General features: G+C 56.1%; 24 protein-coding genes and 4 pseudogenes. 14 read left to right on the top strand and 14 right to left on the bottom strand.

All coding sequences use genetic code 11. The features are described from left to right. Positions 1 to 40: 40 nt before the first annotated feature. Positions 41 to 832 (bottom strand): sulfite exporter TauE/SafE family protein, encoded by a 792-nt coding sequence (locus tag KHQ23_RS25635; RefSeq protein WP_004184144.1) that lies wholly within the window; start codon positions 830 to 832, stop codon positions 41 to 43. Positions 833 to 941: 109 nt separating this feature from the next. Here KHQ23_RS25635 and KHQ23_RS25630 point away from each other — a divergent pair, with 109 nt between their 5' ends. The 5 genes and pseudogenes from KHQ23_RS25630 to KHQ23_RS26440 all read left to right on the top strand — a co-directional run. Next, positions 942 to 1709 carry a helix-turn-helix domain-containing protein gene (locus KHQ23_RS25630; protein ID WP_004176100.1) on the top strand — a complete coding sequence of 256 codons (768 nt, stop codon included), beginning with the start codon at positions 942 to 944 and terminating at the stop codon, positions 1707 to 1709. A gap of 202 nt (positions 1710 to 1911) precedes the next feature. Beyond that, a complete protein-coding gene (locus KHQ23_RS25625; protein ID WP_023287665.1) occupies positions 1912 to 2136 on the top strand; it encodes a hypothetical protein in 225 nt (74 codons plus the stop codon). 4 nt (positions 2137 to 2140) lie between these two features. Further along, positions 2141 to 2284, top strand: a complete 144-nt coding sequence (locus KHQ23_RS25620; RefSeq protein ID WP_004184140.1) for a hypothetical protein — start codon at positions 2141 to 2143, stop codon at positions 2282 to 2284. 71 nt (positions 2285 to 2355) lie between these two features. Further along, positions 2356 to 2976, top strand: a complete 621-nt coding sequence (locus tag KHQ23_RS25615; protein ID WP_211776854.1) for a histidine phosphatase family protein — start codon at positions 2356 to 2358, stop codon at positions 2974 to 2976. A gap of 110 nt (positions 2977 to 3086) precedes the next feature. Continuing rightward, a pseudogene (locus KHQ23_RS26440) lies at positions 3087 to 3191 on the top strand (LysE family translocator); the annotation flags it as partial. 45 nt (positions 3192 to 3236) lie between these two features. Here the strand turns inward: KHQ23_RS26440 and KHQ23_RS25610 are convergent. Next, positions 3237 to 3744 (bottom strand): annotated as a pseudogene (locus KHQ23_RS25610) (isochorismatase family cysteine hydrolase). Between the two features lie 319 nt (positions 3745 to 4063). On the opposite strand from KHQ23_RS25610, the gene KHQ23_RS25605 reads away from it, so the two are divergent. Beyond that, positions 4064 to 4813 carry an SDR family oxidoreductase gene (locus KHQ23_RS25605; RefSeq protein ID WP_306299044.1) on the top strand — a complete coding sequence of 250 codons (750 nt, stop codon included), beginning with the start codon at positions 4064 to 4066 and terminating at the stop codon, positions 4811 to 4813. Between the two features lie 134 nt (positions 4814 to 4947). Here the strand turns inward: KHQ23_RS25605 and KHQ23_RS25600 are convergent, their stop codons facing one another. Further along, a complete protein-coding gene (locus tag KHQ23_RS25600; RefSeq protein WP_032434575.1) occupies positions 4948 to 5673 on the bottom strand; it encodes a type 1 glutamine amidotransferase in 726 nt (241 codons plus the stop codon). Between the two features lie 119 nt (positions 5674 to 5792). Here KHQ23_RS25600 and KHQ23_RS25595 point away from each other — a divergent pair, with 119 nt between their 5' ends. Next, on the top strand, positions 5793 to 6566 hold the full coding sequence (locus KHQ23_RS25595; RefSeq protein ID WP_032435292.1) for a helix-turn-helix domain-containing protein: 774 nt from the start codon (positions 5793 to 5795) through the stop codon (positions 6564 to 6566). 464 nt (positions 6567 to 7030) lie between these two features. Here the strand turns inward: KHQ23_RS25595 and KHQ23_RS25590 are convergent, their stop codons facing one another. Both KHQ23_RS25590 and KHQ23_RS25585 read right to left on the bottom strand, forming a co-directional pair. Continuing rightward, positions 7031 to 7930, bottom strand: coding sequence for a hypothetical protein (locus tag KHQ23_RS25590; protein WP_072001618.1), 900 nt, complete (start codon positions 7928 to 7930; stop codon positions 7031 to 7033). 202 nt (positions 7931 to 8132) lie between these two features. Continuing rightward, a complete protein-coding gene (locus KHQ23_RS25585) occupies positions 8133 to 8489 on the bottom strand; it encodes an ASCH domain-containing protein (protein WP_072143287.1) in 357 nt (118 codons plus the stop codon). A gap of 177 nt (positions 8490 to 8666) precedes the next feature. On the opposite strand from KHQ23_RS25585, the pseudogene KHQ23_RS26435 reads away from it, so the two are divergent. Then, positions 8667 to 8834, top strand: a pseudogene (locus KHQ23_RS26435) (EamA-like transporter family protein); the annotation flags it as partial. Positions 8835 to 8837: 3 nt separating this feature from the next. On the opposite strand, the gene fabF reads toward KHQ23_RS26435, so the two are convergent. From fabF to KHQ23_RS25565, 4 genes and pseudogenes are all read right to left on the bottom strand, one after another. Further along, positions 8838 to 10112, bottom strand: coding sequence for a beta-ketoacyl-ACP synthase II (gene fabF, locus KHQ23_RS25580; RefSeq protein WP_032434571.1), 1275 nt, complete (start codon positions 10110 to 10112; stop codon positions 8838 to 8840). 19 nt (positions 10113 to 10131) lie between these two features. Beyond that, positions 10132 to 10307: pseudogene (locus KHQ23_RS25575) on the bottom strand (EmrB/QacA family drug resistance transporter); the annotation flags it as partial. A 41-nt stretch (positions 10308 to 10348) separates the two neighbouring features. Beyond that, a complete protein-coding gene (locus tag KHQ23_RS25570) occupies positions 10349 to 10906 on the bottom strand; it encodes a helix-turn-helix domain-containing protein (RefSeq protein WP_032434570.1) in 558 nt (185 codons plus the stop codon). Further along, positions 10903 to 11025 carry a hypothetical protein gene (locus KHQ23_RS25565; protein ID WP_032434567.1) on the bottom strand — a complete coding sequence of 41 codons (123 nt, stop codon included), beginning with the start codon at positions 11023 to 11025 and terminating at the stop codon, positions 10903 to 10905. Before KHQ23_RS25565 ends, KHQ23_RS25570 begins: the two co-directional genes overlap by 4 nt. A 201-nt stretch (positions 11026 to 11226) precedes the next feature. Here KHQ23_RS25565 and asd point away from each other — a divergent pair, with 201 nt between their 5' ends. Next, the gene (gene asd, locus KHQ23_RS25560) at positions 11227 to 12345 is read left to right on the top strand and encodes an aspartate-semialdehyde dehydrogenase (protein ID WP_032434565.1); all 1119 of its coding nucleotides are present in this window, start codon (positions 11227 to 11229) and stop codon (positions 12343 to 12345) included. Positions 12346 to 12382: 37 nt separating this feature from the next. Here the strand turns inward: asd and KHQ23_RS25555 are convergent, their stop codons facing one another. The 5 genes from KHQ23_RS25555 to hpxW all read right to left on the bottom strand — a co-directional run bounded on the left by KHQ23_RS25555 (position 12383) and on the right by hpxW (position 16450). Next, positions 12383 to 12805, bottom strand: coding sequence for a GNAT family N-acetyltransferase (locus KHQ23_RS25555; RefSeq protein ID WP_004176111.1), 423 nt, complete (start codon positions 12803 to 12805; stop codon positions 12383 to 12385). A gap of 85 nt (positions 12806 to 12890) precedes the next feature. After that, positions 12891 to 13277 carry an oxalurate catabolism protein HpxZ gene (hpxZ, locus tag KHQ23_RS25550; protein WP_002905421.1) on the bottom strand — a complete coding sequence of 129 codons (387 nt, stop codon included), beginning with the start codon at positions 13275 to 13277 and terminating at the stop codon, positions 12891 to 12893. Next, positions 13274 to 14671, bottom strand: coding sequence for an AtzE family amidohydrolase (locus tag KHQ23_RS25545; RefSeq protein ID WP_032434563.1), 1398 nt, complete (start codon positions 14669 to 14671; stop codon positions 13274 to 13276). Before KHQ23_RS25545 ends, hpxZ begins: the two co-directional genes overlap by 4 nt. Continuing rightward, positions 14668 to 14853, bottom strand: coding sequence for an oxalurate catabolism protein HpxX (gene hpxX, locus KHQ23_RS25540; protein WP_004179955.1), 186 nt, complete (start codon positions 14851 to 14853; stop codon positions 14668 to 14670). The genes KHQ23_RS25545 and hpxX overlap by 4 nt, the downstream gene beginning before the upstream one ends. Before the next feature lie 10 nt (positions 14854 to 14863). Further along, entirely contained in the window at positions 14864 to 16450 is a 1587-nt protein-coding gene (gene hpxW / locus KHQ23_RS25535) for an oxamate amidohydrolase (RefSeq protein ID WP_032434561.1), read from the bottom strand. 179 nt (positions 16451 to 16629) lie between these two features. Here hpxW and hpxU point away from each other — a divergent pair, with 179 nt between their 5' ends. The 5 genes from hpxU to KHQ23_RS25510 all read left to right on the top strand — a co-directional run bounded on the left by hpxU (position 16630) and on the right by KHQ23_RS25510 (position 20518). Then, entirely contained in the window at positions 16630 to 17469 is an 840-nt protein-coding gene (hpxU, locus tag KHQ23_RS25530) for a MurR/RpiR family transcriptional regulator HpxU (protein WP_004176115.1), read from the top strand. A gap of 214 nt (positions 17470 to 17683) precedes the next feature. Then, positions 17684 to 18469, top strand: coding sequence for a transporter substrate-binding domain-containing protein (locus KHQ23_RS25525; RefSeq protein ID WP_004143665.1), 786 nt, complete (start codon positions 17684 to 17686; stop codon positions 18467 to 18469). A gap of 9 nt (positions 18470 to 18478) precedes the next feature. Beyond that, positions 18479 to 19144, top strand: a complete 666-nt coding sequence (locus tag KHQ23_RS25520; RefSeq protein WP_004176117.1) for an amino acid ABC transporter permease — start codon at positions 18479 to 18481, stop codon at positions 19142 to 19144. Next, positions 19144 to 19800 (top strand): amino acid ABC transporter permease, encoded by a 657-nt coding sequence (locus tag KHQ23_RS25515; protein WP_004176118.1) that lies wholly within the window; start codon positions 19144 to 19146, stop codon positions 19798 to 19800. The genes KHQ23_RS25520 and KHQ23_RS25515 overlap by 1 nt, the downstream gene beginning before the upstream one ends. Next, entirely contained in the window at positions 19781 to 20518 is a 738-nt protein-coding gene (locus KHQ23_RS25510; RefSeq protein WP_004143660.1) for an amino acid ABC transporter ATP-binding protein, read from the top strand. The genes KHQ23_RS25515 and KHQ23_RS25510 overlap by 20 nt, the downstream gene beginning before the upstream one ends. Positions 20519 to 20524: the final 6 nt, after the last annotated feature.

Raw genomic sequence — 20524 nt, 5'->3', positions numbered from 1 at the left:
GGCCGCGTCTGTTACACCGGTTCACCAGAATGTAATTTGATTATTGAATAAGCATGGCGAGGAGTACCAGGCACAGCAGCAGCACATAGATGCGCGCATACCATACATCAGGTACCGCAGGGATTGCCCGGCGGCTAAACACTATCCCGGCCCAGCCGGTCAGGACGAGCAGGCCTAAAATTTTCAGGCTGATAAACCCCAGAAATCCGCTCAGCGGAATGCTGTGCCAGCCAATAACGGCATAGGTCACAGCCCCGCATAGCGCCACGGGCAAAGAAAGCGGGTTGGATGCGCTGACGCACTCCTGCATTGCATACCCGTGTCGCCGTAGCAGGGGCACCGTCATGACGCTGCCGCCCACGCCCAGCAATGCGGCGATCGTACCGATAATCACACCGCCGCCGGTGACCACTGGCAGGGACAGGCGACGCCGAGCGCTGCCCGTGAAAAAACCCTTGCGCAACAAACAATCGCTGATGGTTGCCAGCATATAGAGAATAAACAGCGCGCGAACAATATTCTCGCTCAATATCCCCGCCAGACAGGAGCCCACCACCGCCCCAATGGCAATAAACCATAACAACGGAAACAGCGTCTGCGCGGCAAGCCTGCCCGCCCGCCAGTTTCGATAGCTGACCCAGCCGGCGTTAAATATCATCACCGCCGTTGAGGTAGCCACCGCGACATGCATGGCGTTGCCCGCGATCGCCGGCTGCCGGAGCATCAGTTGATAGACAAAGGGCACCACCACAAAGCCGCCGCCGAAGCCGAACAGCACCGTGGTAATGCCGGTAGTAAAGCCTGCCAGCGCAATAATAACGATCTCATTCAAGAGAGTATCCCCGACCTGAAAATGAGCGAGCAGCTTATACCGGTCGCGTACTGCTTCCCATTTGCGTAGCGCTCAATTACCTTTGTAAATCGGTCAGAGGGAGGCAGGTGTGCGCAACGTAAAAATTGACGAGGTCGATCGACTCGATCGTGATGTGGTGGCGTTAGGTAATGACTATGCGCAGGGATTTATCCTGCCCCCGCACCAGCATCGTCGCGCACAGCTACTGTATGGCGCGACCGGACTGATGTATGTCACTACGCAGGACGGAGAATGGGTGGTTCCTCCGCAACACGCTGTCTGGATCCCCCCTGAAACCGTGCATGCCGTCAGATTTGCAGGGGTGACCACGCGTAGCTTGTATATTGAGCCAGATTGTGTGGCCGCTTTCATTAAACACCGTCGTTGCGAAGTGATCAGCGTCTCGCCGCTGTTGCGCCAGCTACTGCTTGAGGCTGTGGATTTACCACCGTTGTACGACAGCCCACGCGATCGCACGCTGATACAGTTGATGTTGCTGGAACTGGCCGCCATGCCGGTCCGCGAATTTGACATTCCGTTGCCGCAGCATCCGGCGCTGCTGGCGCTTTGTCAGGCTTTTTTGCTTAACCCCTCTATCCATGATCCTGCGGCGCGCTGGGCCAGGGCGCTGTTTATGAGTCCTAGTACCTTTCGCCGCCATTTCCTGAAGCAGCTGGGCCTGTCATTTTCCGCCTGGCGACAGCGAGCCTGCGTGGTGAGCGCCCTGGCATGGTTGATAGCAGGCAAACCGGTGAACGAAGTGGCATTATCCCTTGGATACGACAATGCGTCCTCTTTCGCCACCATGTTCCGCCGCGTGACCGGGCAGCCGCCGTCGTTTTATCACCCAGCCTGATGCGTCGGAGAAGGGGACTCCGGCAGCATGTGTCGGAAATGAATGTCGCTTTTATGGCGTTGCTATGCGTTTACGCGGTCATAAGACAGATAATCCGGGAAGGCCTGGCTTCGTATTCAGGTACCCCTACATTTAGTGGTGGCTACATCCAGGCGGTTTATCTATTCTGCCTGTAACCGTGAGAAGACCGGAGTCTCTCTTTGTGAACCATCTTATCGTTGAAAAAATAATCATCATCTTTCTTCTCGTCCTGTGGGGATTCGATACATTTAGAACCAGGAAAAGAAAACGTTATGATCCCGCGATTGAAGCCGCTGATGCCAGCGAACGCCATCAATGGCGCTATCTGAGATGGGGGTTTCGGATCATACAGGTGGTAGCGGGAGTGTATATCCTCGTTCAACTGATACAGGTATTACTGAGATAGAGGCATGGGCAGAGTTGCTTTTCGCGTCGACAAGGGGAAGCGTTCGCTCTGTGCCAGAGCAGACGTTAACGTCGATAACTACGTCACTTCTGAAGCTGAACATAACCATTATCAGCTACACTTGTTCCTGTTTTTCGTCGAGAGCTGAGAACTTGCCTGCATATCAAAGGAGGGTTTTTAGATGATAACATTTCAAATAACGGCTTATGTGACCCTGCAATGATGCAAGTGATACTGGTTCGACACGCGGAAACCGAATGGAATGTAAAAAATATTATTCAGGGACACAGTGATAGCGCATTGACGCTTCGTGGGGAGCGTCAAACATCAGCTTTATTGGCAGCGTTTGCAGAGAGTGATTACCGGGTAGAATGTGTTTACGCGTCTCCACTTGGCCGGGCCTGGCAAATGGGACAGCGCCTGGCTGAGCGTTTTTATTGTTCACTGATAGCTGAACCGGCTCTGAAAGAACAGGCTTTTGGTCAGTTTGAAGGCATGACAACCGTAGCGCTGCTGCAAAATAATCCGGACGCCGCAGAAGCATTAATCACCCTGGATGCAGAGTATTGTCCGCCAGGGGGTGAGTCTCTCTCAGATGCTTCGCAGCGAATGATACATTTTTTATCCAGTCTGGAAAAAAAACATCATCATCGAACAATATGTATTGTGTCTCACGGGCAGGTCATTCAGGGCGTGCTTGCGACATTAAAAAGTGGATCTGTGGATGATTTTCACCGCTATGCACAACCCAATGCGAGTTACGCCGTTTTCGAGCTGATTAATGGAAGCTGTACCGTTCTAAGCTGGGGGATCGCGACACATTTACGTCACCTGGATTAGCCGTTACCTTGCTGTCATTCAAATCGATGATGATTGAAGTACAACGTCCGCTTCTTGCCCGCATCGAACGGAGGTAACGTAGCGGAAATATGTTTTCGGACTCTACCAGGATGCCTTCCATCGAAACGTTTATGACTTTCCTTCTCGCACTGACGCTTCTGGAGATTTCTCCTGGGCCAGACATGATGCTGACTATCGCCACCAGGAGCGGACGTTCAGATGACTGGGGATCCCCGGTTATATCCTCCCGTTTTTTGACGTCAGAAATTCATAGTTTTATGCCCAGGTTTTGATATTTCAGAGGAACTGGTAACAAAAGCATGTTGAGGTAGAACTTTTTTAAGTAAAAACATATTGGTGTCAGGATCTGGATCTGCGCAATAATCATTCACAACGATAAGGTGGTAATCCAGATCAAAAGCTTGTCCGACTGTGGAAAGCACCACACGACTGGTAGTTACACCCGTAAGAATCAGGTTTTCGATGCCTTGAGCACGAAGGATCATCTCAAGTTCAGTAAACGAGAAAGCTCCGACTCTGCGTTTGACGATGACGACTTCATTTTCTGCTGGAGCAACATCAGGATGAATAGCCGTGCTCTCGTTATCAGCCATAAAAACTCCATTCTCCTTAATCGAAGCGAAGATAGTGTTGTTTTTGCTGACCTCTGGATACCCCTTGCGGAATCCGACGCTGACATAAATGACCGGTACGCCTGCTGTGCGTAGCGGCAATCAGCGGAAAGCCGCCTCCGCCTTCTTGAGGCAATCAATTCAAGCAGACGTAGCCTGAGGGCGAGGGGTATTGCGATATCCTAATATAAGTCGCCAGTTTTGATGACAGAACGACAAAAATCCGCTTTTCGCTCACAGCGGATCTTCACCTGCGTTAGCTCGTCCGCTCCTCCCTTAAAGCTGCCCTTTACGGCAGACTAGTGCCAGGAGCGGATGTTGCATGCCCACAGGAGCGCGATGGAAATGTAGCAGTACAACTTATCCCTATCGTCAAAAAATGGCACTAACTGAAAGATGTCAATCTGCTTCCTCATATATATCTACATCCCCCCCTATTCATTAATAAAGGATGGATGAAGATGCTGAGAGGTAAAAGAGCTGTAATTACCGGTGGTGGCACGGGATTTGGTCAGGCGCTGAGCGTATGGTTAGCGCGAGAAGGCGTCGAGGTGGATTTTTGCGCGAGGCGCGCTGATGACATTCAAAAAACTTGCAGTATCATTACGGCTGAAGGCGGAATGGCGAAAGGGCATCTCTGTGATTTAACCCTACCTGAATCCCTTTCTCAGTTTTCTTCACAGTTGTTAACTTTAGACAAGCCCATAGACATTTTAATCCTCAATGCTGCTCAGTGGCTTTCAGGAACGTTAGACGATCAATCAGACACAGAAATCATAAATACTATCAGTTCAGGCCTGACAGGTTCTATTCTGCTGACTCAGGCATTGCTACCCGGGTTAAGACGTTCAGAAAGTGCGGATATCGTCTCAATTATATCTTCATGTGGGATTCCTAATTTTACAGATTCAATTGCGCACCCCGCTTTTTTTGCCAGTAAACACGGGCTTAGCGGGTTTACAACTAAACTTTCGTACCAGTTGTCTAAAGAAAATATACGTGTGACTGGGTTGTATCCCCCGGATTTCGAGCTGACAGGGTTAGAGGCGTTTGTCGATAGCCAGCCCAAAATGGGGGAACGTCTGATGAATGGGCGTTCAGTCTGGGAAACAATTCGCTTTGTGCTGACTCAACCCCGTAATTGCCATATCAGGAGCATCTACTTTGAAGGCCCAACTCGCGAAAAAATGGCAGTCAGAAGCTGAGTCTGCGACGTTTAACAGTGTAGCCAACGTCCGCTGATCGCTCATATCAGACCTTCAACTCAGATAGCTTGTCCGCTCTGTGCCAGGAGCGGACATTAAAATCAAAACCGATGGCAAGCTCACCGAGCATAACATTATGTTTGCGCTGCTTTGTAACGTGCTTCCAGCTTATGCAGAAAGTCAAAAAGCACTTGGTTCATTTCACTGTAATCGTGCGCCCGGAGCGCTTCAGGCGTGTCAACGAAACGATATTCTGCTGCACGGCTCAGGTCTTTCTCAGAATGAGCGATCAGCCGTTCTACAACGTCCAATGTGAGCTCCATGTGGCACTGGAAACCAAAGACTCGGTCTGAATAGGCAACGATCTGCCGGGGACAGCCTTCGCTGTAAGCGATAATTTTAGCCTCTGGCGTCAAACCTGGCATATCGTTATGCCAGTGACCCACTTCAAGTGTTTTCCCAAAGTGAGAGAACATCTCATCCTTCCTGCCGTCTTCGGTCAATGTGATCGGGAATTTACCAATCTCTTTTTCCGGGCTATGAGAGAACGGCGCGCCCAGCGCTTCACCAATGAGCTGTGAACCCAGGCAGATACCGATCACCGCCTTACCGGTTTTAACCGCGAAAGCAATCAGCGCCTGTTCCGCTTTAGCATTAAAGTGCGGGCACGCTTCAAGCGTGGTGTCCGGATCTTGCGGACCGCCCATAACGATAAGAAAATCGATGCCTACGGCGTCATCAGGTAGCCGATCGCCTGCATAGACGCGTGAGTAAGTTACATCATGACCCTGGTTTATTGCCCAGGTTTCATATGCGCCCGGGGCTTCAAAACTTTCATGTACGATAAAGTGTACACGCATGAGGTTAAGCTCCTGTAATATCTTTGATGATCAGTATGATAAGTCACGCACCCATTGCCTAAGGCTCTACTCCGGGTGGTTCCAGTTTCGATATGATAATGGCAGGGGCTAAATCTGAAATGCCAGGTAGTATAGATAAAGCGCCAAGACATGATGAAGCCACAGGCTGGTCCAGTACTGCGATAAGCTATCAACGCGGCGAGGCAGATCCTCCCCATCATCATGTTGAGGGGCAGCTACTCTTCGCCACCAGAGGGGTTATGCTGGTGCAAACAGAGAGCGACCGTTGGGTGATCCCTCCTCAGCGGGCATTATGGCTACCGCCTCTGCATATCCATAGTTATCATCTGCTTTCACAAACCGATCTCAAGGCGATCTATTTCAGCAGTAGCCTTATCGCAGAATGTACGAGCTTTACGAAGAGTCAGCAGGTACATGTGATCACGGCTACGCCGTTAGTCAAAGAGCTTATCGCTGGGCTGTTCAGTGAGGACTACGCCAGACCGAGTCAACGGAAGATAGCGTTGTTGCTTCTGGAAATTCTCAGCGAGGCTCCACCTTTAACGATGGCGCTTCCCATGCCGAATGATGAGCGATTATTCAGCGCGGCCAGATCGCTACTGGTCAATCAGCGCTGGGAAGCATCGCTGAGCGAGCTGGCTTTTATGTCGGCCATGTCGGAACGGACCTTTTCCCGATTGTTTATGAAGGATACAGGCTTTAGTTTTAGAACATGGAAGCAGAGAGCCAGAATTTGCGCTTCGTTGGATCTTCTCGCGAACGGTATTCCAATCAAACAGGTCGCTTACCAGCTTGGTTTCTCATGCCCGGCGGCCTTTACCGCTGCTTTTCGCTGCATTTTGGGGGCAACGCCACGCGATTATGTGCCATAAACCGGGAAACCCTCAAAGCGGTCTTTGAGACTGTCATGGGCATATTACCAGACGCAGAAACCCTGCGAGGGCAGGGGTATCCCGCCTTTGCTGTTGAGAAAGGTAGTTTAATTTGCACCCGACACACTCTCATTGATTAAAGCACGGAGTGGAGATTACTGCGGTCCACAGTTCTGACAAACCGTGAAAGAGAAGGCCTGCATGAAGAAAAAAGGTGTCGCGATGTGTGATGAAATTACCTTATGACAGACCTTGCGGTGATTTACGGCACCGGGTGGTGGATTCCGGACGCTGTGAGCCGACTCATTGCTACGAAGCCTGATTCTGCTGTACCTCAGGCCATATGATCGCCTGCGCAACAATCACATCCTGCCCATTAATGCGTCCAGGGGAGTACTCCCGGGCCCTGGACATCCCCTGTGTGCCAAAAGCGGAAGTAGGCTGAAGATAAATTAGCATTGCTGTTAGTCGTGGGTTCTGCAGATGGGTAGAAATTGATAACTTAGGATGCAAGTTCGTCCCGCTCTTTCTGCAGTTTTCATCGAGGGGATATTCTGCGGAATAATTGTGCCCATATACAAAGATAGTTCCGAATCGGAATGAGTTAATAATCGGTACAGCAGGCGTTGCGCTCGGGCCGACAATGATCGACCACGAAAAGCAGGAAGTATTACTTTGTCAGTAATACGATATCCTCTCAGAAAAGCGATGTTTCCTTTCTGGCATATTAGCAACCCGGCGCGAACATCGTTTTCATAGATAATATATACTTCTCTCTCTGAAATATGGTCACACAACTCTTCGTCATCAACTGCTACCAAATTGCTTGCAGACAGTTCGCGAACTGTCTGCCATGTATGCTTATAGGCATCACCCAGGGCCTGACAACACCAGTCAAAATCTTCGTATGTCGCCACTTGCAAAGTAAGAGATTTATCATTGAATTCAGGGGGTTCAGAAAAAGACGCGGCATATATATACTGGTCCGGAATACCCTGCAGGAAGGACTGGCCGGGTACAAGAATGCGGACATACTGAGCTCTGAGTTGTGACCATTCCTTACTAATGAGTTCTAATGCAGTATGATTTAGGTCAGAATCCATACCTACAATATCAATAAAAGGTTTGTTAATATTTCCGCCCTGATAACGGGGGCCAGTAAGAAATTGCTTTCCATCAATTTTGAGTTTTCGTTGTAAAAAATATGCCTGACATAATCCAGTTTCTCTCCAGGGAAATCGCGCCGAGAAACTTCTATCTGTACACCTCGATTCCTGCTCTGACAACCATTGTTTTAACCATGAACGTAGAGTAACTTCAGGCACAGGTAGCCTGGCATATTGAGATAGCATGTAAGATAGCATAAAAAATATTTTGCCCTTGGATGTAAAAATGTTTTTTTAAACAAATAAGAATAGTTCTACTCTCACTTTATTACCAATTATAGCTGGCACGTCAGCACCTTGCTCAATGCGGACCTTTAGCTCGACAGCTTGTCCGCTCCGCGCCAGAAGCGAACAGTGTTATGAGTGGCTAGTGATAAAACGTCAGCCCGTTGACCTTGCCTTACAGCACCTCAACCACTTCAAATTCTTCTGCGATCAACTCCATATCTTCAGAAAAATGACCTTCAGAGCTGAAAAATCTCTGATGCTCTTTCTTCCAGTATTCAAGGCTTAAATCGCCTTCACCTTCTTTGCGGGCGAACGCTTCAGTGACATCACAAAAACGAACCAGCTGCATCGAAATCAGTCTGATCACGCAAACTGGAACATTCTGACCATCAAGAATAATGTTATAACTCCCGATTCTCGGGGCGGATTCTTCCTGCTGGTAAGAGGCAAAAGATCCGCAAGAGGCCGTTTTGATCCCTTTTTTGATCAGGTCAGCCAGCTCGTTAGCCAGTTGCGGACTGTCACCCATTTGCCAGGCATCTGCGCCGGGATATTTCTTTTTTATTTCCTCAACCTCAACCATGAAAATTCCTTCGTTATCGTCAATGAAAAGAAAAGCTATCCCTTTTTTAACATGAGCGGTCCCAACATAATAGGCGATATCATTCTTTAGATAGTGTGGTCCGTTCTTCGCTCAAAACTGACCTTGATCGATAACTTCGGCTGGCTGGACAATGCGTCGATTCCATTCTCGATGAGCCGAATCGGCGCCATTGTCTCCCTGGGTATCGCGCTGTACTTGATTTACTCCAGCAGCAGGGCAAAAGCCGCAACGGTGGAAATCCCCCGTCGGCCAGTACCGCAGGGGAGCTGACGATTATTGCCAGCGTTTCAGCAGCAGGCTGGCGTTAACGCCGCCAAAGCCAAAACCGTTCGACAGCGCATAACGCATCTTCTGCGGGCGGGCCTGCAGCGCCACCAGGTTCATGCCTGCCGCGTCTTCATCGGGGTGATGCAGGTTCAGCGTCGGCGGCACCACCTGGTCACGCAGGGCCTGAATGGTGAAGATGGCCTCGATCCCGCCGGCCGCGCCTAACAGATGGCCGGTGGCGGATTTCGTCGAGGTAATGGCGACCGGATGCGCGCCAAACAGCGTTTTAATCGCCGCCAGCTCACCTTTATCACCGACCTGCGTCGAGGTGGCGTGGGCATTGATATGGTCAATCTCGTCGACGGTCACCCCGGCCTGGCGAATTGCGGTCTCCATGGCCCGACGTGCGCCGTTCCCGTCTTCCGGGCCCGCGGTCAGGTGATAAGCATCTGCGCTGGTGCCGTAGCCGACCAGCTCGGCCAGCGGCGTGGCGCCGCGCGCCAGCGCGTGCTCCAGCGACTCGATCACGATAAGCCCGGCGCCTTCTCCCATCACAAAACCATCGCGGTCACGGTCAAAGGGGCGGGAAGCGCTTTCCGGCTGGTCGCTGTAGGCGCTGGACAGCGCCCTTGCCGCGGCAAACCCGGCCAGGCTAACGCGATGAATTGCCGCTTCCGCGCCGCCGCAGAGGGCAATATCCGCCTCGCCGCTGCGGATCATCCGCGCTGCATCGCCGATGGCCTGGGCACCCGCTGCGCAGGCGGTGACCGGCGCGCCGATGGGGCCCCGGAAGCCGTGGGCGATAGACACATGCCCGGCGGCCAGGTTGGCCAGAAAAGAGGGGATAGTGAACGGCGAGAGACGACGCGGCCCACGTTCATCGGTGGTATGTACCGCATTGGCGATCTCGCTGAACCCGCCAATCCCGGTGGCGATCACTGTGGCAGTGCGTTCCTGTTCGGCCTCGGATGCTGGCGACCAACCGGCCTGGGCCAGCGCTTCGCGGGCGGCGACCAGCGCAAACTCAATAAAGCGATCCATCTTTTTGCGCTCTTTCGCCGGGATGGTCGCCAGCGGGTCGAAGCCGTGCAGCGGATCGCTGTCAATGGACGGCACCTGGCCGGCCACTTTGGAGGGAATATCCGCGACCAACTGCTCGCTGAGTCGGGTGATCCCTGACTTTCCTGCCAGCAGCGACTGCCAGACGTGCTGTACGCCGCAGCCCAGCGGGCTGACAATCCCCATCCCGGTGACGACAATGCGTTTAACGGAAACGCCCATAGTTAACTCTCCTGTAGTATCAGTGTGCCGGCGGCTTTTTCATCAAGGGAACCAGCAGCGCGGCAAGTAAAAAACCCATCATGATGAGGTAGAACGCATCGGAAAAGGCCTGGGTTCGCGCCTCCCGCAGCGCCAGCGCGGCATCCGGTGAGATCCCCGCGTGGCGAAGTTTGCCGCGCTGCGCTGAACAAAATCCTGGCGTTATTCAGATGGCCGCCAGAACGAGGACGCTTTTCTTACTGGCCGGATTCATTGCTGGCATCTCTGTAAGGTTTCGGTTGGAATTTTTGTCCGCTATCGCCTTCGCGTTTGCGCAGCAGATATTCATGACGATATTTCATCAGCGGCGAGGCGGCGGGGCCCGGCACCATGGCGTATTTACCCGGGATAATCTCTTCCCCAGTCGCTTTATCCACCATGACTGGCTCCACGTGGCGCTGGGTTGCCATTTCCACCAGCTGCATCTGACGCCCTTCGGGGGCGAAGTGGCGATTACCCCATTCCGCCAGCGCCAGCAGCACCATGCGGAAATCGCGGCCGCGCGGCGTGAGGTGGTATTCGTAGCGCGGCGGGGTGCTGCTGTAGCACACCTTCTCCAGCAGTCCGTCATCGACCAGTTCCTTCAGGCGGCGCGACAGAATATTGGGCGCGACGTTGCTGCTTTTCTGGAACTCGTCAAAGCGGGTAAAGCCCGCGAAGGCATCGCGCAGGATCATGATGCTCCAGCTGTCGCCGATGCGGCCAAGGCTGCGGGCGATGGGGCAGGGAGCGCGGCAAAGCGGTTCATTTTTCATGGGCGGTCCAGGTAGCAGGTGGCTTTTGCCAGCAAATTGACATAGTCACTATCAAAATGCAAGTTACTCTTCATGGTACCCAGAGAAGAAGCTGCTGCCGTTTCGCTACGCCGTTTCACCTTTGAATGCCGAAAACTGGACAGTCGCCGCCGCCTTATATCTGCTTGACCGTAATAAGAGATAAATATCGCTGATGGCAGATGAAACATTTTAATAATGATAAAAATCGATGTGCTGGGTAATGACCTTTATTGGGGGATACGATATAAGGTATGGCGACACTCAAATTAACATTCTCATAACTTATAAAGGTTAAATAAATGAAGCAGGTGGGTATTGTTGGTTGGCGAGGGATGGTGGGCTCAGTATTGTTGCAACGCATGATCGAAGAAAATGATTTTGACGGTATTTCAGCGCATTTTTTTAGCACCTCCAGTGCGGGCGGCGTGGGCCCGGTTATTAATGGTAAAAGCGACAAACTGAAAGATGCGAATTCCCTTAGCGCCCTCGCCGAAATGGATATCATCATCACCTGTCAGGGCGGGGATTATACCAAAGCCATCTATCCGGCGTTAATTAACCATGGCTGGCAAGGTTACTGGATTGACGCCGCTTCGGCGCTGCGGATGGATGAAAAAGCCTGCATTATTCTCGACCCGGTCAACCGCGATAATATCGATCGCGCAGTGAAAGCGGGAGTGAAACTGTTTGTCGGCGGCAACTGCTCCATTACGCTGAGCCTGATGGGGTTGGCCGGGCTGATAAAAGCGGATCTTATCGAATGGATGAGCGTGATGACCTATCAGTCTGCCTCCGGGGCGGGCGCCAAACAGGTGCGGGAATTAATCGCGCAAAGCGCTTATATCAGTCAGCATTTATCCGCTGATGAACTGACATCATCAGGTTCCGTGCTGCCATTGGTAAATAAAGTGAGTGAGTTGATTAACAGCGCGGGCATGCCGGTGGAGAATTTTGGCGTCCCCCTCATGGGCAGCATCATTCCGTGGATCGACAGCGATCTGGGCGATGGAAACAGCCGCGAAGAATGGAAGGGCGAGGCGGAAACTAATAAAATTCTTGGCCTTGCGCCGGGTACCATCCCGGTCAATGGTTTATGCATTCGGGTCGGGGTGATCCGCTGTCACAGCGCGGCGATTACGCTGAAACTTAAACGTGAGGTCAGCGAAGCAGAATTTGCTGAGTTAGTCACCCATTCCCATCCGTGGGTAAACTATGTCCGCAATAATAAGCAAGAGAGTGTCAGTAAATTGACCCCGGCTGCTATTAGTGGTTCGCTGCAGGTAGGTATTGGCCGCTACAAGAAAATATCGCTAAATAATGACCCAGTCTACTCGGTGTTAACGGTTGGCGATCAGCTATTGTGGGGGGCGGCGGAACCCCTGCGCCGCATGTTAAATATCCTGCTGGGCAAAATATAGTTACGGTCATCCGGGGAAAGCCCTCGCGCGCAGGCGGTTAAGACAAATGTTTAACGAAGCGTTTGCGAACCTCCTTGTAGCCGTTATTTTCATAAAATTGATGCGCTCTGATTCTTTTTTCACTACTTGAAAGCTCGATCTGAGCGCATTGTTTATCACGGGCGAGGCGCTCTGCGGCCTGGAGAAGCTGCTGGCCTATCCCTGATCCACGTGACGATTCCTCGATGACCAGCGCGGAAATTAATGCCCATAAACGGTTCTCATGTACCGGTAAAATAAAATTGATAACGATTACGCCACACACGGCGTTTTCTGTTTCCGCCACCAGCGCACTCATCATGCTCTGCGGGGCAGTGATGCGTTGCGCTAAGATCGCCGTCTCCGTCTGATAGCCCAGCTGCAGAAATAGCGTTTGCAGCGAGGGGATATCTTTTGCTTCCGCAGCTCTGATGAACACCATGATATTCGACTCCAAATAGCGTGTTACCGGACCGGAAGCGGGCCGGTGGATACCTTAGTCTCCGGTCCGCTCCCGTATACGCCACTCAGTCCATCAGACTGACCTGGGCGGCGACAATCCGCCAGCCGTAGGGGAAGCGTACCCAGGTCTGCTGCTGGCGGCCCAGGCGGGCGCTGCCCTCGCGGGTGAACTCGGTGCTGCACACCGCCATATCCGCACCAAAGGTGGTAATGGTGGTATGGCGCAGATCGCGGGCCAGACCGGCGGCGGGGCGGGCGGCGCGAAAGGCGCGGATCGCCTCGATGCCATACAGATTTTCGCCGGCTCCCAGCCGTACGGTGCGCGGGTCGTGCCAGAACAGCGCATCCAGCGCCTCGATGTTATTGCTGACCAGCGCCTCTTCATACTGATAAAACGCCGCCGTCACCTCGGCGAGGATCGCCGGGCGGTCTACATTATCCAGATTGATCATGCTGCACTCTCCGCCACTCGGGCATCGGTAATGCCCATCGCTTCCAGCGCCCGCGCGGCGCGAAGACAGGCTTGTTCGTTAAACGGCGCGGCAATCAGCTGCAGGCCAATCGGCTTACCGCTGGCGGTACGCAGGGGCACGGTCACCACCGGCAGCCCGAGGAAGGAGATCGGCTGCGTCAGCATTCCCATGCTGGCGCGCACCGGCAGCGGCTGGCCGTTAATCACCATCTCCTCCGCGCCTATTGGCGTGGCGCTGCATGGGGTGGCCGGGGCGATCAGCACGTCGGCCTGGCTGAACAGGGATTTCATTGCCTGACGGGCATGACGGCGAAAACGCTGAGCCTGCAGATACCACGCGGAGGGGATCATCGCGCCGGCCAGCAGCCGCTCGCGGGAGTGAGGTTCAAAGCGCTCGGGCGAGTGGCGAAGATCCGTCAGGTACTGATTGCCGCCTTCGCTGGCGCTGATGATAAAGGCCGCCGAGCGGGCCAGCGCGGCATCCGCGAACTGCAGCTCGCTGTCGGCGCCCAGCGCGTGGGCGACCCGATCCACGGCCGCCCGGGCGTCGTCATCGCACCAGGTGGTGAAATAGCCGCCCAGCCGCGCGCAGCGCAGCCCCTCCAGTCCGCGTTCCAGCAGATTGCCGGTGCGCTCGCTGGCTTTATCAGCCTGAAAGTCATCGGCCGGGTCGCGCCCCTGCAGGGCGTCATACACCGCGGCGAGGTCGGCCACCCGGCGGGCAAAAGGACCAATATGATCCAGACTGGCGACAAACGGATGGCTGCCAGAGCGCGACAGGCGCCCGAAAGTGGGTTTCAGGCCAAAGATCCCGCACAGCGACGCGGGGACACGGATCGAGCCGTTGGTGTCGCTGCCGAGGCTGAAATGAACCAGCCCGGCCGCCACCGCCGCGGCCGAACCGCCGGAAGAACCGCCGGCGATCCGCGACAGATCGTGCGGGTTGCGCGTCGCGCCATAGTAGCTGTTTTCGGTGGTAAAGCCGTAGGCGTAGGCGTCCATATTGAGCATCCCGCTGAGCAGGGCGCCGGCGCTGTGCAGCTGGCGCACCGCCCAGCTGTCGCTGGCTGCCGGCGGCCGATCGCTCAGCAGTTCGGCGCCGGCGAGGGTGGTATGCCCGGCGACATCAAACAGATTTTTCACCGCGTAAGGAATGCCTGCCAGCGGCGGCAGGGGGCGCTTTTCCCGGCGCAGGGCGTCGATGCTGTCGGCCTCCGCCAGCATGCGCTGGGCGGTGACCTCGGTCCAGGCGTTGATCTGCGGATTCACGCGGGCGATATCGTCCAGCGTCTGGCGGGCGATCTCCCGGGCGCTCAGTTCGCCTTCGTGCAGCGCACGCTGGATCTCGGCGATGGTGAAATGTTGAAGTGTCATGCTTTATACACCCCCGCAATCTCCTCGCGCGGCCCGAGGGGATAGTCCATCAGCGGCTGCGCCATGGCGGCGATGCGGGCAAACTGGCGCTCCAGCTCCTCACGGCGCGGCGCATCCAGCTCCATATCCAACAGGTGAGTCATCTGCGTCAGATACTCGCTCCAGTCTGGCTGTGTGGTCATAGTCTGCTCCTTAGTATCCGGCGGCGGCGCCGTTGCTGCGTGGATCGGTCGCCCCTTCAAGCAGGCCGTTGGGATGGCGTACAATGGCGCCGGCGTGGCCCATCGCTTCGCTGAAATCAGCCAGCACTTCTACGTCGTGCCCCAGCTCGCGCAGGCGCGCGATACAGGCGGGGGCAAAGCGTCCCTCCAGCTTCAGTGAATCGGAGGACTGGCCCCAGGTGCGGCCCAGAAGCCAGCGCGGACGGGAGATGCTCTCCTGCAACGGCACCCCCTGCAGGATATAGCGAGTAAACAGCGCCGCCTGCGTTTGCGGCTGACCGTCGCCGCCCATCGAGCCATAGACCATCACCCGGCCATCGTTCAGGCGGGCGGCGGCAGGGTTGAGGGTGTGGAATGGCTGTTTGCCAGGGGCCAGCGCCAGGAGATGCTGCGGATCGAGGCTGAAGGCCGCCCCGCGGTTTTGCCAGACGATCCCGGTGTCCGGGAGTACCACGCCGCTGCCGAACTCGTGATAGATACTCTGAATAAACGACACTGCCAGTCCGCTGTTATCCACGATGCCCATCCAGACGGTATCGCCCGGGCCTTTGCCGCCGCCCCAGGGGGAAGCGCTGGCGTCGTCGATGCTGTCGGCCAGCGGCTGCAGGGCTTCCGGGGTGAGCAACTGCTGTACATCCACATCCAGATGGCGCGGATCGGTGATATGCGCATCGCGCAGGGCAAACGCCCGCTTGGTGGCTTCGACGATACGGTGCACCGTTTGCGCGTCGTCGGCATCGGCCATGTTCAGGCGGTCGGTGATGCCAAGGATCGCCAGCGACACCAGTCCCTGCGTGGGAGGGGCAAGATTCCACAGCGTTCCCTGCTGGTGCTGGAGCGTCAGCGGCCCCGGACGCCTGGCGCGGTGGGCCTGCAGGTCGCCGAGGGTGACAGGCATCCCCAGCGTGGCCATACCCTGCGCCAGACGCTCGGCCAGCGGCCCGCGATAAAAGCTGTCGAGACCGTCGCTGGCCAGCATGCGCAGGGTACCGGCGAGGGCGGGCTGGCGGAAGCGGCTGCCGGGCCGCGGGGCCTCGCCCGCGACCAGCCAGGTTTCGCTGAAGCCCGGCTGATGGCGCAGCTCTTCCAGTTTGCTGGCGGTGGCGTGGGCCTGCGAGGCAGTGACCGGAATGCCGTCTTCGGCATAGCCGATCGCATCGGCCAGCAGGCGGGCCACCGGCAGCGCGCGGCCGGTTAAGTCCCGTGAAATACGCAGCGCCTCGTCCCAGCCGCTGACGGTGCCGGCGACGGTCAGCGCGGCCTGCGGTCCCCGGTGGGGAATATGCCGCTGTCCGGCGTAGGCCTCGAGGGTCGCCAGCGATCCGGCGGCCCCGCTGGCGTCAATGGCGATTGGGTCTCCCTCAGGCGGCACGATCAGCCAGAAGCCATCGCCGCCGAGGCCATTCATATGGGGATAGACGACGGCGATGGCCGCCGCGGCAGCCACCATCGCTTCAATGGCGCTGCCGCCCTCGCGCAGGATCGCCAGCGCGCTCTGACTGGCGAGGTGGTGGGGGGCCACCGCCATGCCGTGGGTCGAAACGTTGCTACTGTGCATAAATTATCCTTTCTGAACGAATCACCCGCAGAACACTGCAAAAGCTGTTCCATCTCTGAACGTTTTGTTTCATTGATAAAAACGATGACCAGAATTTTCCCACTGGCACGCTATGTGTAAGGCATAGCAGATACAGTATGATGAGGAATGGATGATGAAACGAAAGTTACAGGGGCGCTATGCAACAACTCGATGAACGACTGAAAGGGCAATACGCCTCGCTGTCGCCGCAGGAGCAGCGGGTGGCGGATTTCATCTTTGACCACTTTGACGACCTGATAAGCTACAACAGCGCCGAGCTGGCGCAGCTGAGCGGCGTGTCGAAAGCCACCGTCAGCCGGCTGTTTAAGCGCCTCGGTTACGACAAATATAAGGATATGCGCGATGAACTGCGCACTCTGCGTCAGAGCGGGATGCCGCTCACCGACCAGCGCGACGCGGTGCAGGGTAACACGCTGCTGGCGCGCCATTATAAGCAGGAGATGGCAAACCTCACCCAGTGGGTCAACGCCCTCGACGCCCGCCAGTTCGCTGAGGCGCTGACGGCGATGGTGGCCGCCCGCCGCATTGTGGTGATTGGCATGCGCAACGCCTATCCGGCGGCGCTGCATCTGCGCCAGCAGCTGCTGCAGGCCCGCGGCCAGGTGCTGGTGCTGCCCCAGCCGGGTCAGAGTCTCAGCGAAGAGCTGGTCGATCTGACCGCCGATGATCTGGTGGTAATGATGGCGTTTCGCCGCCGGCCGCGAATAGTACGCCCGCTGCTGCAGCAGCTGCAGCGCGACGGGGTGCCGGTCCTGTTAATGTGCGAGCCGCAGGCCCACAGCCTGTTTCCGCTCTCCCGCTGGCAGCTCTGCGCGCCGCTGGACAGCGTCTCCGCCTACGATAGCTATGCCTCGGTCAACAGCCTGATTAATCTGCTGGCCAATGCCTTTCTCCATGAAACGCTCGACAGCGGTCGTCCGCGCATCCACGATATCGCCACGCTTTACCAGCAGCTGGACGAGCTGGAACAACGCTGATGGGGCGCCAGCGTGGTGCTGTGCATTATTATGGTGCAATAAAAACCACGTCATGGCGCCGCCGCTCTCTGAGCACTTTTCCGTTAACGCTTGTCCTTTCTCACTTTTTGTTTTAATTTCTCGCCAACCCTCGCCTCGTCTGTATCTGGCACATTAGTTGCAAAAACAGATTCAAAGAATCTTTTGTTTCATGCTAACGTAACGGGTAAACATCATGAAGAAACTGTTGATCGCGCTGGCCGGGGCCGCTTGTCTCCTATCGTCTGTTTCTGCCGCGCAGGCTGACCAGCTCCAGGATATTGAAAAACGCGGCGTCATCCGCATTGCCGTACCCCAGGACTTTCCACCGTTCGGCTCGGTGGGCACCGACCTGCAGCCGCAGGGGTATGACATCGATATGGCGCGCTATCTGGCGAAATCGATGAAGCTCAAGCTGCAGCTGGTCCCGGTGACCAGCGCCAACCGCGTGCCGTATCTGCAGACCGATAAGGTGGACCTGGTGATCTCCAGCCTCGGCAAGAACGCCGAGCGCGAGAAGGTGATCGACTTCAGCCGCGCCTACGCCCCGTTCTTCCTCGGGGTGTTTGGCCCGAAAGGGGCGGAGCTGAAGGACGCGGCCGCGCTGAGCGGCAAAAGCATCGGCGTGACCCGTGGGGCGGTGGAAGATATGGTGCTGACCAGCGTGGCGCCGCAGGCGGCGCAGATTAAGCGCTACGAGGACAATAACACTACGCTGTCGGCTTACCTGTCCGGTCAGGTGCAGTATGTCGCCACCGGAAACCTGGTGGTGGCGGCTATCTCCCGGCAGAACGCCGACAAAGCGCCGGTCCCGAGCTTTATGCTGAAGGACTCGCCGTGCTTTATCGGTCTGAAAAAGAACGAACCGGCGCTGAAGGCAAAAGTGGATACCCTCATCGAGCAGGGCATTAAGGACGGCACCCTCAACGGTCTGTCTGAGAAGTGGCTGAAAGCGCCACTGCCTGCCAGCCTCGGCGCGTAAGGTCTGGGGATGACGGAGCAACTTCATTTCTCTGAGCTCTGGCCGCACTGGCCGGAGCTGCTGGCCGGCCTGTGGGTGACGGTGCAGTTGACGGTGCTGGCGACGATCGGCGGACTGGCGATCGGCATCCTTGGGGCGGCGATCCGCAGCGGTCGCCCGGGAATGCTCAGCCGGGTATGGGGCGGATATGTGGAAATCATCCGTAATACGCCGTTTGTGGTGCAGCTCTTTTTTATCGTCTTTGGTTTACCGAACCTCGGACTGAAGATGACCGCCGGTGAAGCGGCGCTGCTGGCGATGGTGGTTAACCTCGGCGCCTATAGCACCGAGATCGTCCGCGCCGGTATTCAGGTGACGCCGAAGGGCCAGTGGGAAGCCGGTCGCGTGCTCGGGCTTAGCCGGACGCAAACCTTCGTTCGCGTCGTATTGCCCCCGGCGCTGCAGCGGATTTACCCGGCGCTGGTCAGCCAGTGCATCATTGTGATGCTCGGCTCGTCAGTGGTGTCGCAGGTCTCCTATGAGGAGCTGACCTTCGCCGCCAACCTGATCCAGTCGCGGACATTTTTGAGCTTTGAGGTCTATCTGGTGACCACCGGGATCTACTTAGCGTTATCGATAGCGATGCGCCAGCTGCTGATGGCGGCGGGGCGTAAATGGCTGGGGGTACAGGCCTGATGACCACTTTTACTGACTGGGACATTATCCGCAACCTGCTGCTGGCCGGTCGCTGGACGGTGCTGCTGTCGCTGGTCGCGTTCACCGGCGGGGCGCTGGTGACCTTACCGTTACTGCTGCTGCGCCTCACCGGCGGACGCCAGGTGAAACGGCTGATCCGCGGGTATATTGAGCTGTTCCAGGGCACGCCGCTGCTGATGCAGCTGTTTCTGGCATTCTTTGGCGTGGCGCTGTTCGGCGTCGACGTCTCGGCGTGGACCGCCGCCTCGGTCGCCCTGACGCTCTACACCAGCGCCTTTCTGCTGGATATCTGGTTCGGCAGCATTCGCGCGCTGCCGAAAGGCCAGTGGGAAGCCTCGCGCTGTCTCGGGCTGAGCTTCGGCCAGACCCTGTACCGGGTGGTGGCGCCGCAAGCGCTGCGCATTGCCATCGCGCCGACCGTCGGGTTCGCAGTACAGGTGATCAAAGGCACGGCGCTGGCATCGATTATCGGCTTTGTGGAGCTGACCAAGGCAGGGACGATGCTGACCAACGTCACTTATCAGCCGTTTAAAGTGTTTGCCCTTGTGGCGCTGGGCTATTTCATTCTGTGCTATCCGCTGTCCCGCTACAGCCGCTATCTGGAGAACAAATTCAATGCCTCTCATCACCATTAATCAGATGCAGAAGTACTACGGCGACAACCATGTGCTGAAGGGCGTCGATCTGGATATCGACATGGGGGAAGTGATCTCGATCATCGGCCGCAGCGGCTCGGGTAAAAGCACCCTGCTGCGCTGTATCAATGGTCTGGAGGGCTACCAGGAGGGAAGCATCAAGCTCGGGGGCATGACCATCACCAACCGCGATTCACAGGCCCGGGAGATCAGCCGCTCCATCGGCATGGTGTTCCAGAACTTTAACCTGTTCCCGCACATGACGGCGCTGGAGAACGTCATGCTGGCTCCGCGGCGGGTACTGAAGAAGTCCCAGGCCGAATGCCGGGAGCTGGCGCAGCGGATGCTGGAGAAGGTCGGGCTCGGCGACCGTCTGGATTACTACCCGGCCAACCTCTCCGGCGGCCAACAGCAGCGCGTGGCCATTGCCCGGGCGCTGGCCATGTCGCCGAAAGTTTTACTCTGTGACGAAATCACCTCGGCGCTCGACCCGGAACTGGTGGGTGAAGTGCTGAAGGTGCTGGAGCAACTGGCGGCGGAAGGTATGACGCTGATCCTCGTCACCCATGAAATGAATTTTGCCCGCGAAGTGGGCGACCGCGTGGTGTTTATGCATCAGGGACGCGTCTGGGAGCAGGGCGACAGCAAAACGCTGTTCGCCAGCCCGCAGACCAGCGAACTGAAACAGTTTATCTCCTCGGTGCGCGGTCTTAACTAACGTAAG

Origin of the sequence: Klebsiella sp. 64 (assembly GCF_018223915.1) — a bacterium.
GTDB lineage: Bacteria > Pseudomonadota > Gammaproteobacteria > Enterobacterales > Enterobacteriaceae > Klebsiella > Klebsiella pneumoniae.
This window is presented reverse-complemented; position numbering and strand designations above follow the sequence as displayed.

Bases quoted from the DNA above. Each gene is read 5' to 3' on its own strand.
- hpxZ (WP_002905421.1), bottom strand. From the start codon at position 13,277: ATGATCAATCTGGATAATGTAGACCGCCCGGCGATCCTCGCCGAGGTG.
- hpxX (WP_004179955.1), bottom strand. From the start codon at position 14,853: ATGACCACACAGCCAGACTGGAGCGAGTATCTGACGCAGATGACTCAC.
- KHQ23_RS25570 (WP_032434570.1), bottom strand. From the start codon at position 10,906: ATGAAAAATGAACCGCTTTGCCGCGCTCCCTGCCCCATCGCCCGCAGC.
- KHQ23_RS25615 (WP_211776854.1), top strand. From the start codon at position 2,356: ATGATGCAAGTGATACTGGTTCGACACGCGGAAACCGAATGGAATGTA.
- KHQ23_RS25595 (WP_032435292.1), top strand. From the start codon at position 5,793: ATGCCAGGTAGTATAGATAAAGCGCCAAGACATGATGAAGCCACAGGC.
- KHQ23_RS25510 (WP_004143660.1), top strand. From the start codon at position 19,781: ATGCCTCTCATCACCATTAATCAGATGCAGAAGTACTACGGCGACAAC.
- KHQ23_RS25600 (WP_032434575.1), bottom strand. From the start codon at position 5,673: ATGCGTGTACACTTTATCGTACATGAAAGTTTTGAAGCCCCGGGCGCA.
- KHQ23_RS25520 (WP_004176117.1), top strand. From the start codon at position 18,479: ATGACGGAGCAACTTCATTTCTCTGAGCTCTGGCCGCACTGGCCGGAG.
- KHQ23_RS25605 (WP_306299044.1), top strand. From the start codon at position 4,064: ATGAAGATGCTGAGAGGTAAAAGAGCTGTAATTACCGGTGGTGGCACG.
- hpxU (WP_004176115.1), top strand. From the start codon at position 16,630: ATGCAACAACTCGATGAACGACTGAAAGGGCAATACGCCTCGCTGTCG.
- asd (WP_032434565.1), top strand. From the start codon at position 11,227: ATGAAGCAGGTGGGTATTGTTGGTTGGCGAGGGATGGTGGGCTCAGTA.
- fabF (WP_032434571.1), bottom strand. From the start codon at position 10,112: ATGGGCGTTTCCGTTAAACGCATTGTCGTCACCGGGATGGGGATTGTC.
- KHQ23_RS25515 (WP_004176118.1), top strand. From the start codon at position 19,144: ATGACCACTTTTACTGACTGGGACATTATCCGCAACCTGCTGCTGGCC.
- KHQ23_RS25590 (WP_072001618.1), bottom strand. From the start codon at position 7,930: ATGCTATCTTACATGCTATCTCAATATGCCAGGCTACCTGTGCCTGAA.
- KHQ23_RS25620 (WP_004184140.1), top strand. From the start codon at position 2,141: ATGGGCAGAGTTGCTTTTCGCGTCGACAAGGGGAAGCGTTCGCTCTGT.
- KHQ23_RS25525 (WP_004143665.1), top strand. From the start codon at position 17,684: ATGAAGAAACTGTTGATCGCGCTGGCCGGGGCCGCTTGTCTCCTATCG.
- KHQ23_RS25555 (WP_004176111.1), bottom strand. From the start codon at position 12,805: ATGGTGTTCATCAGAGCTGCGGAAGCAAAAGATATCCCCTCGCTGCAA.
- KHQ23_RS25585 (WP_072143287.1), bottom strand. From the start codon at position 8,489: ATGGGTGACAGTCCGCAACTGGCTAACGAGCTGGCTGACCTGATCAAA.
- KHQ23_RS25545 (WP_032434563.1), bottom strand. From the start codon at position 14,671: ATGACACTTCAACATTTCACCATCGCCGAGATCCAGCGTGCGCTGCAC.
- hpxW (WP_032434561.1), bottom strand. From the start codon at position 16,450: ATGCACAGTAGCAACGTTTCGACCCACGGCATGGCGGTGGCCCCCCAC.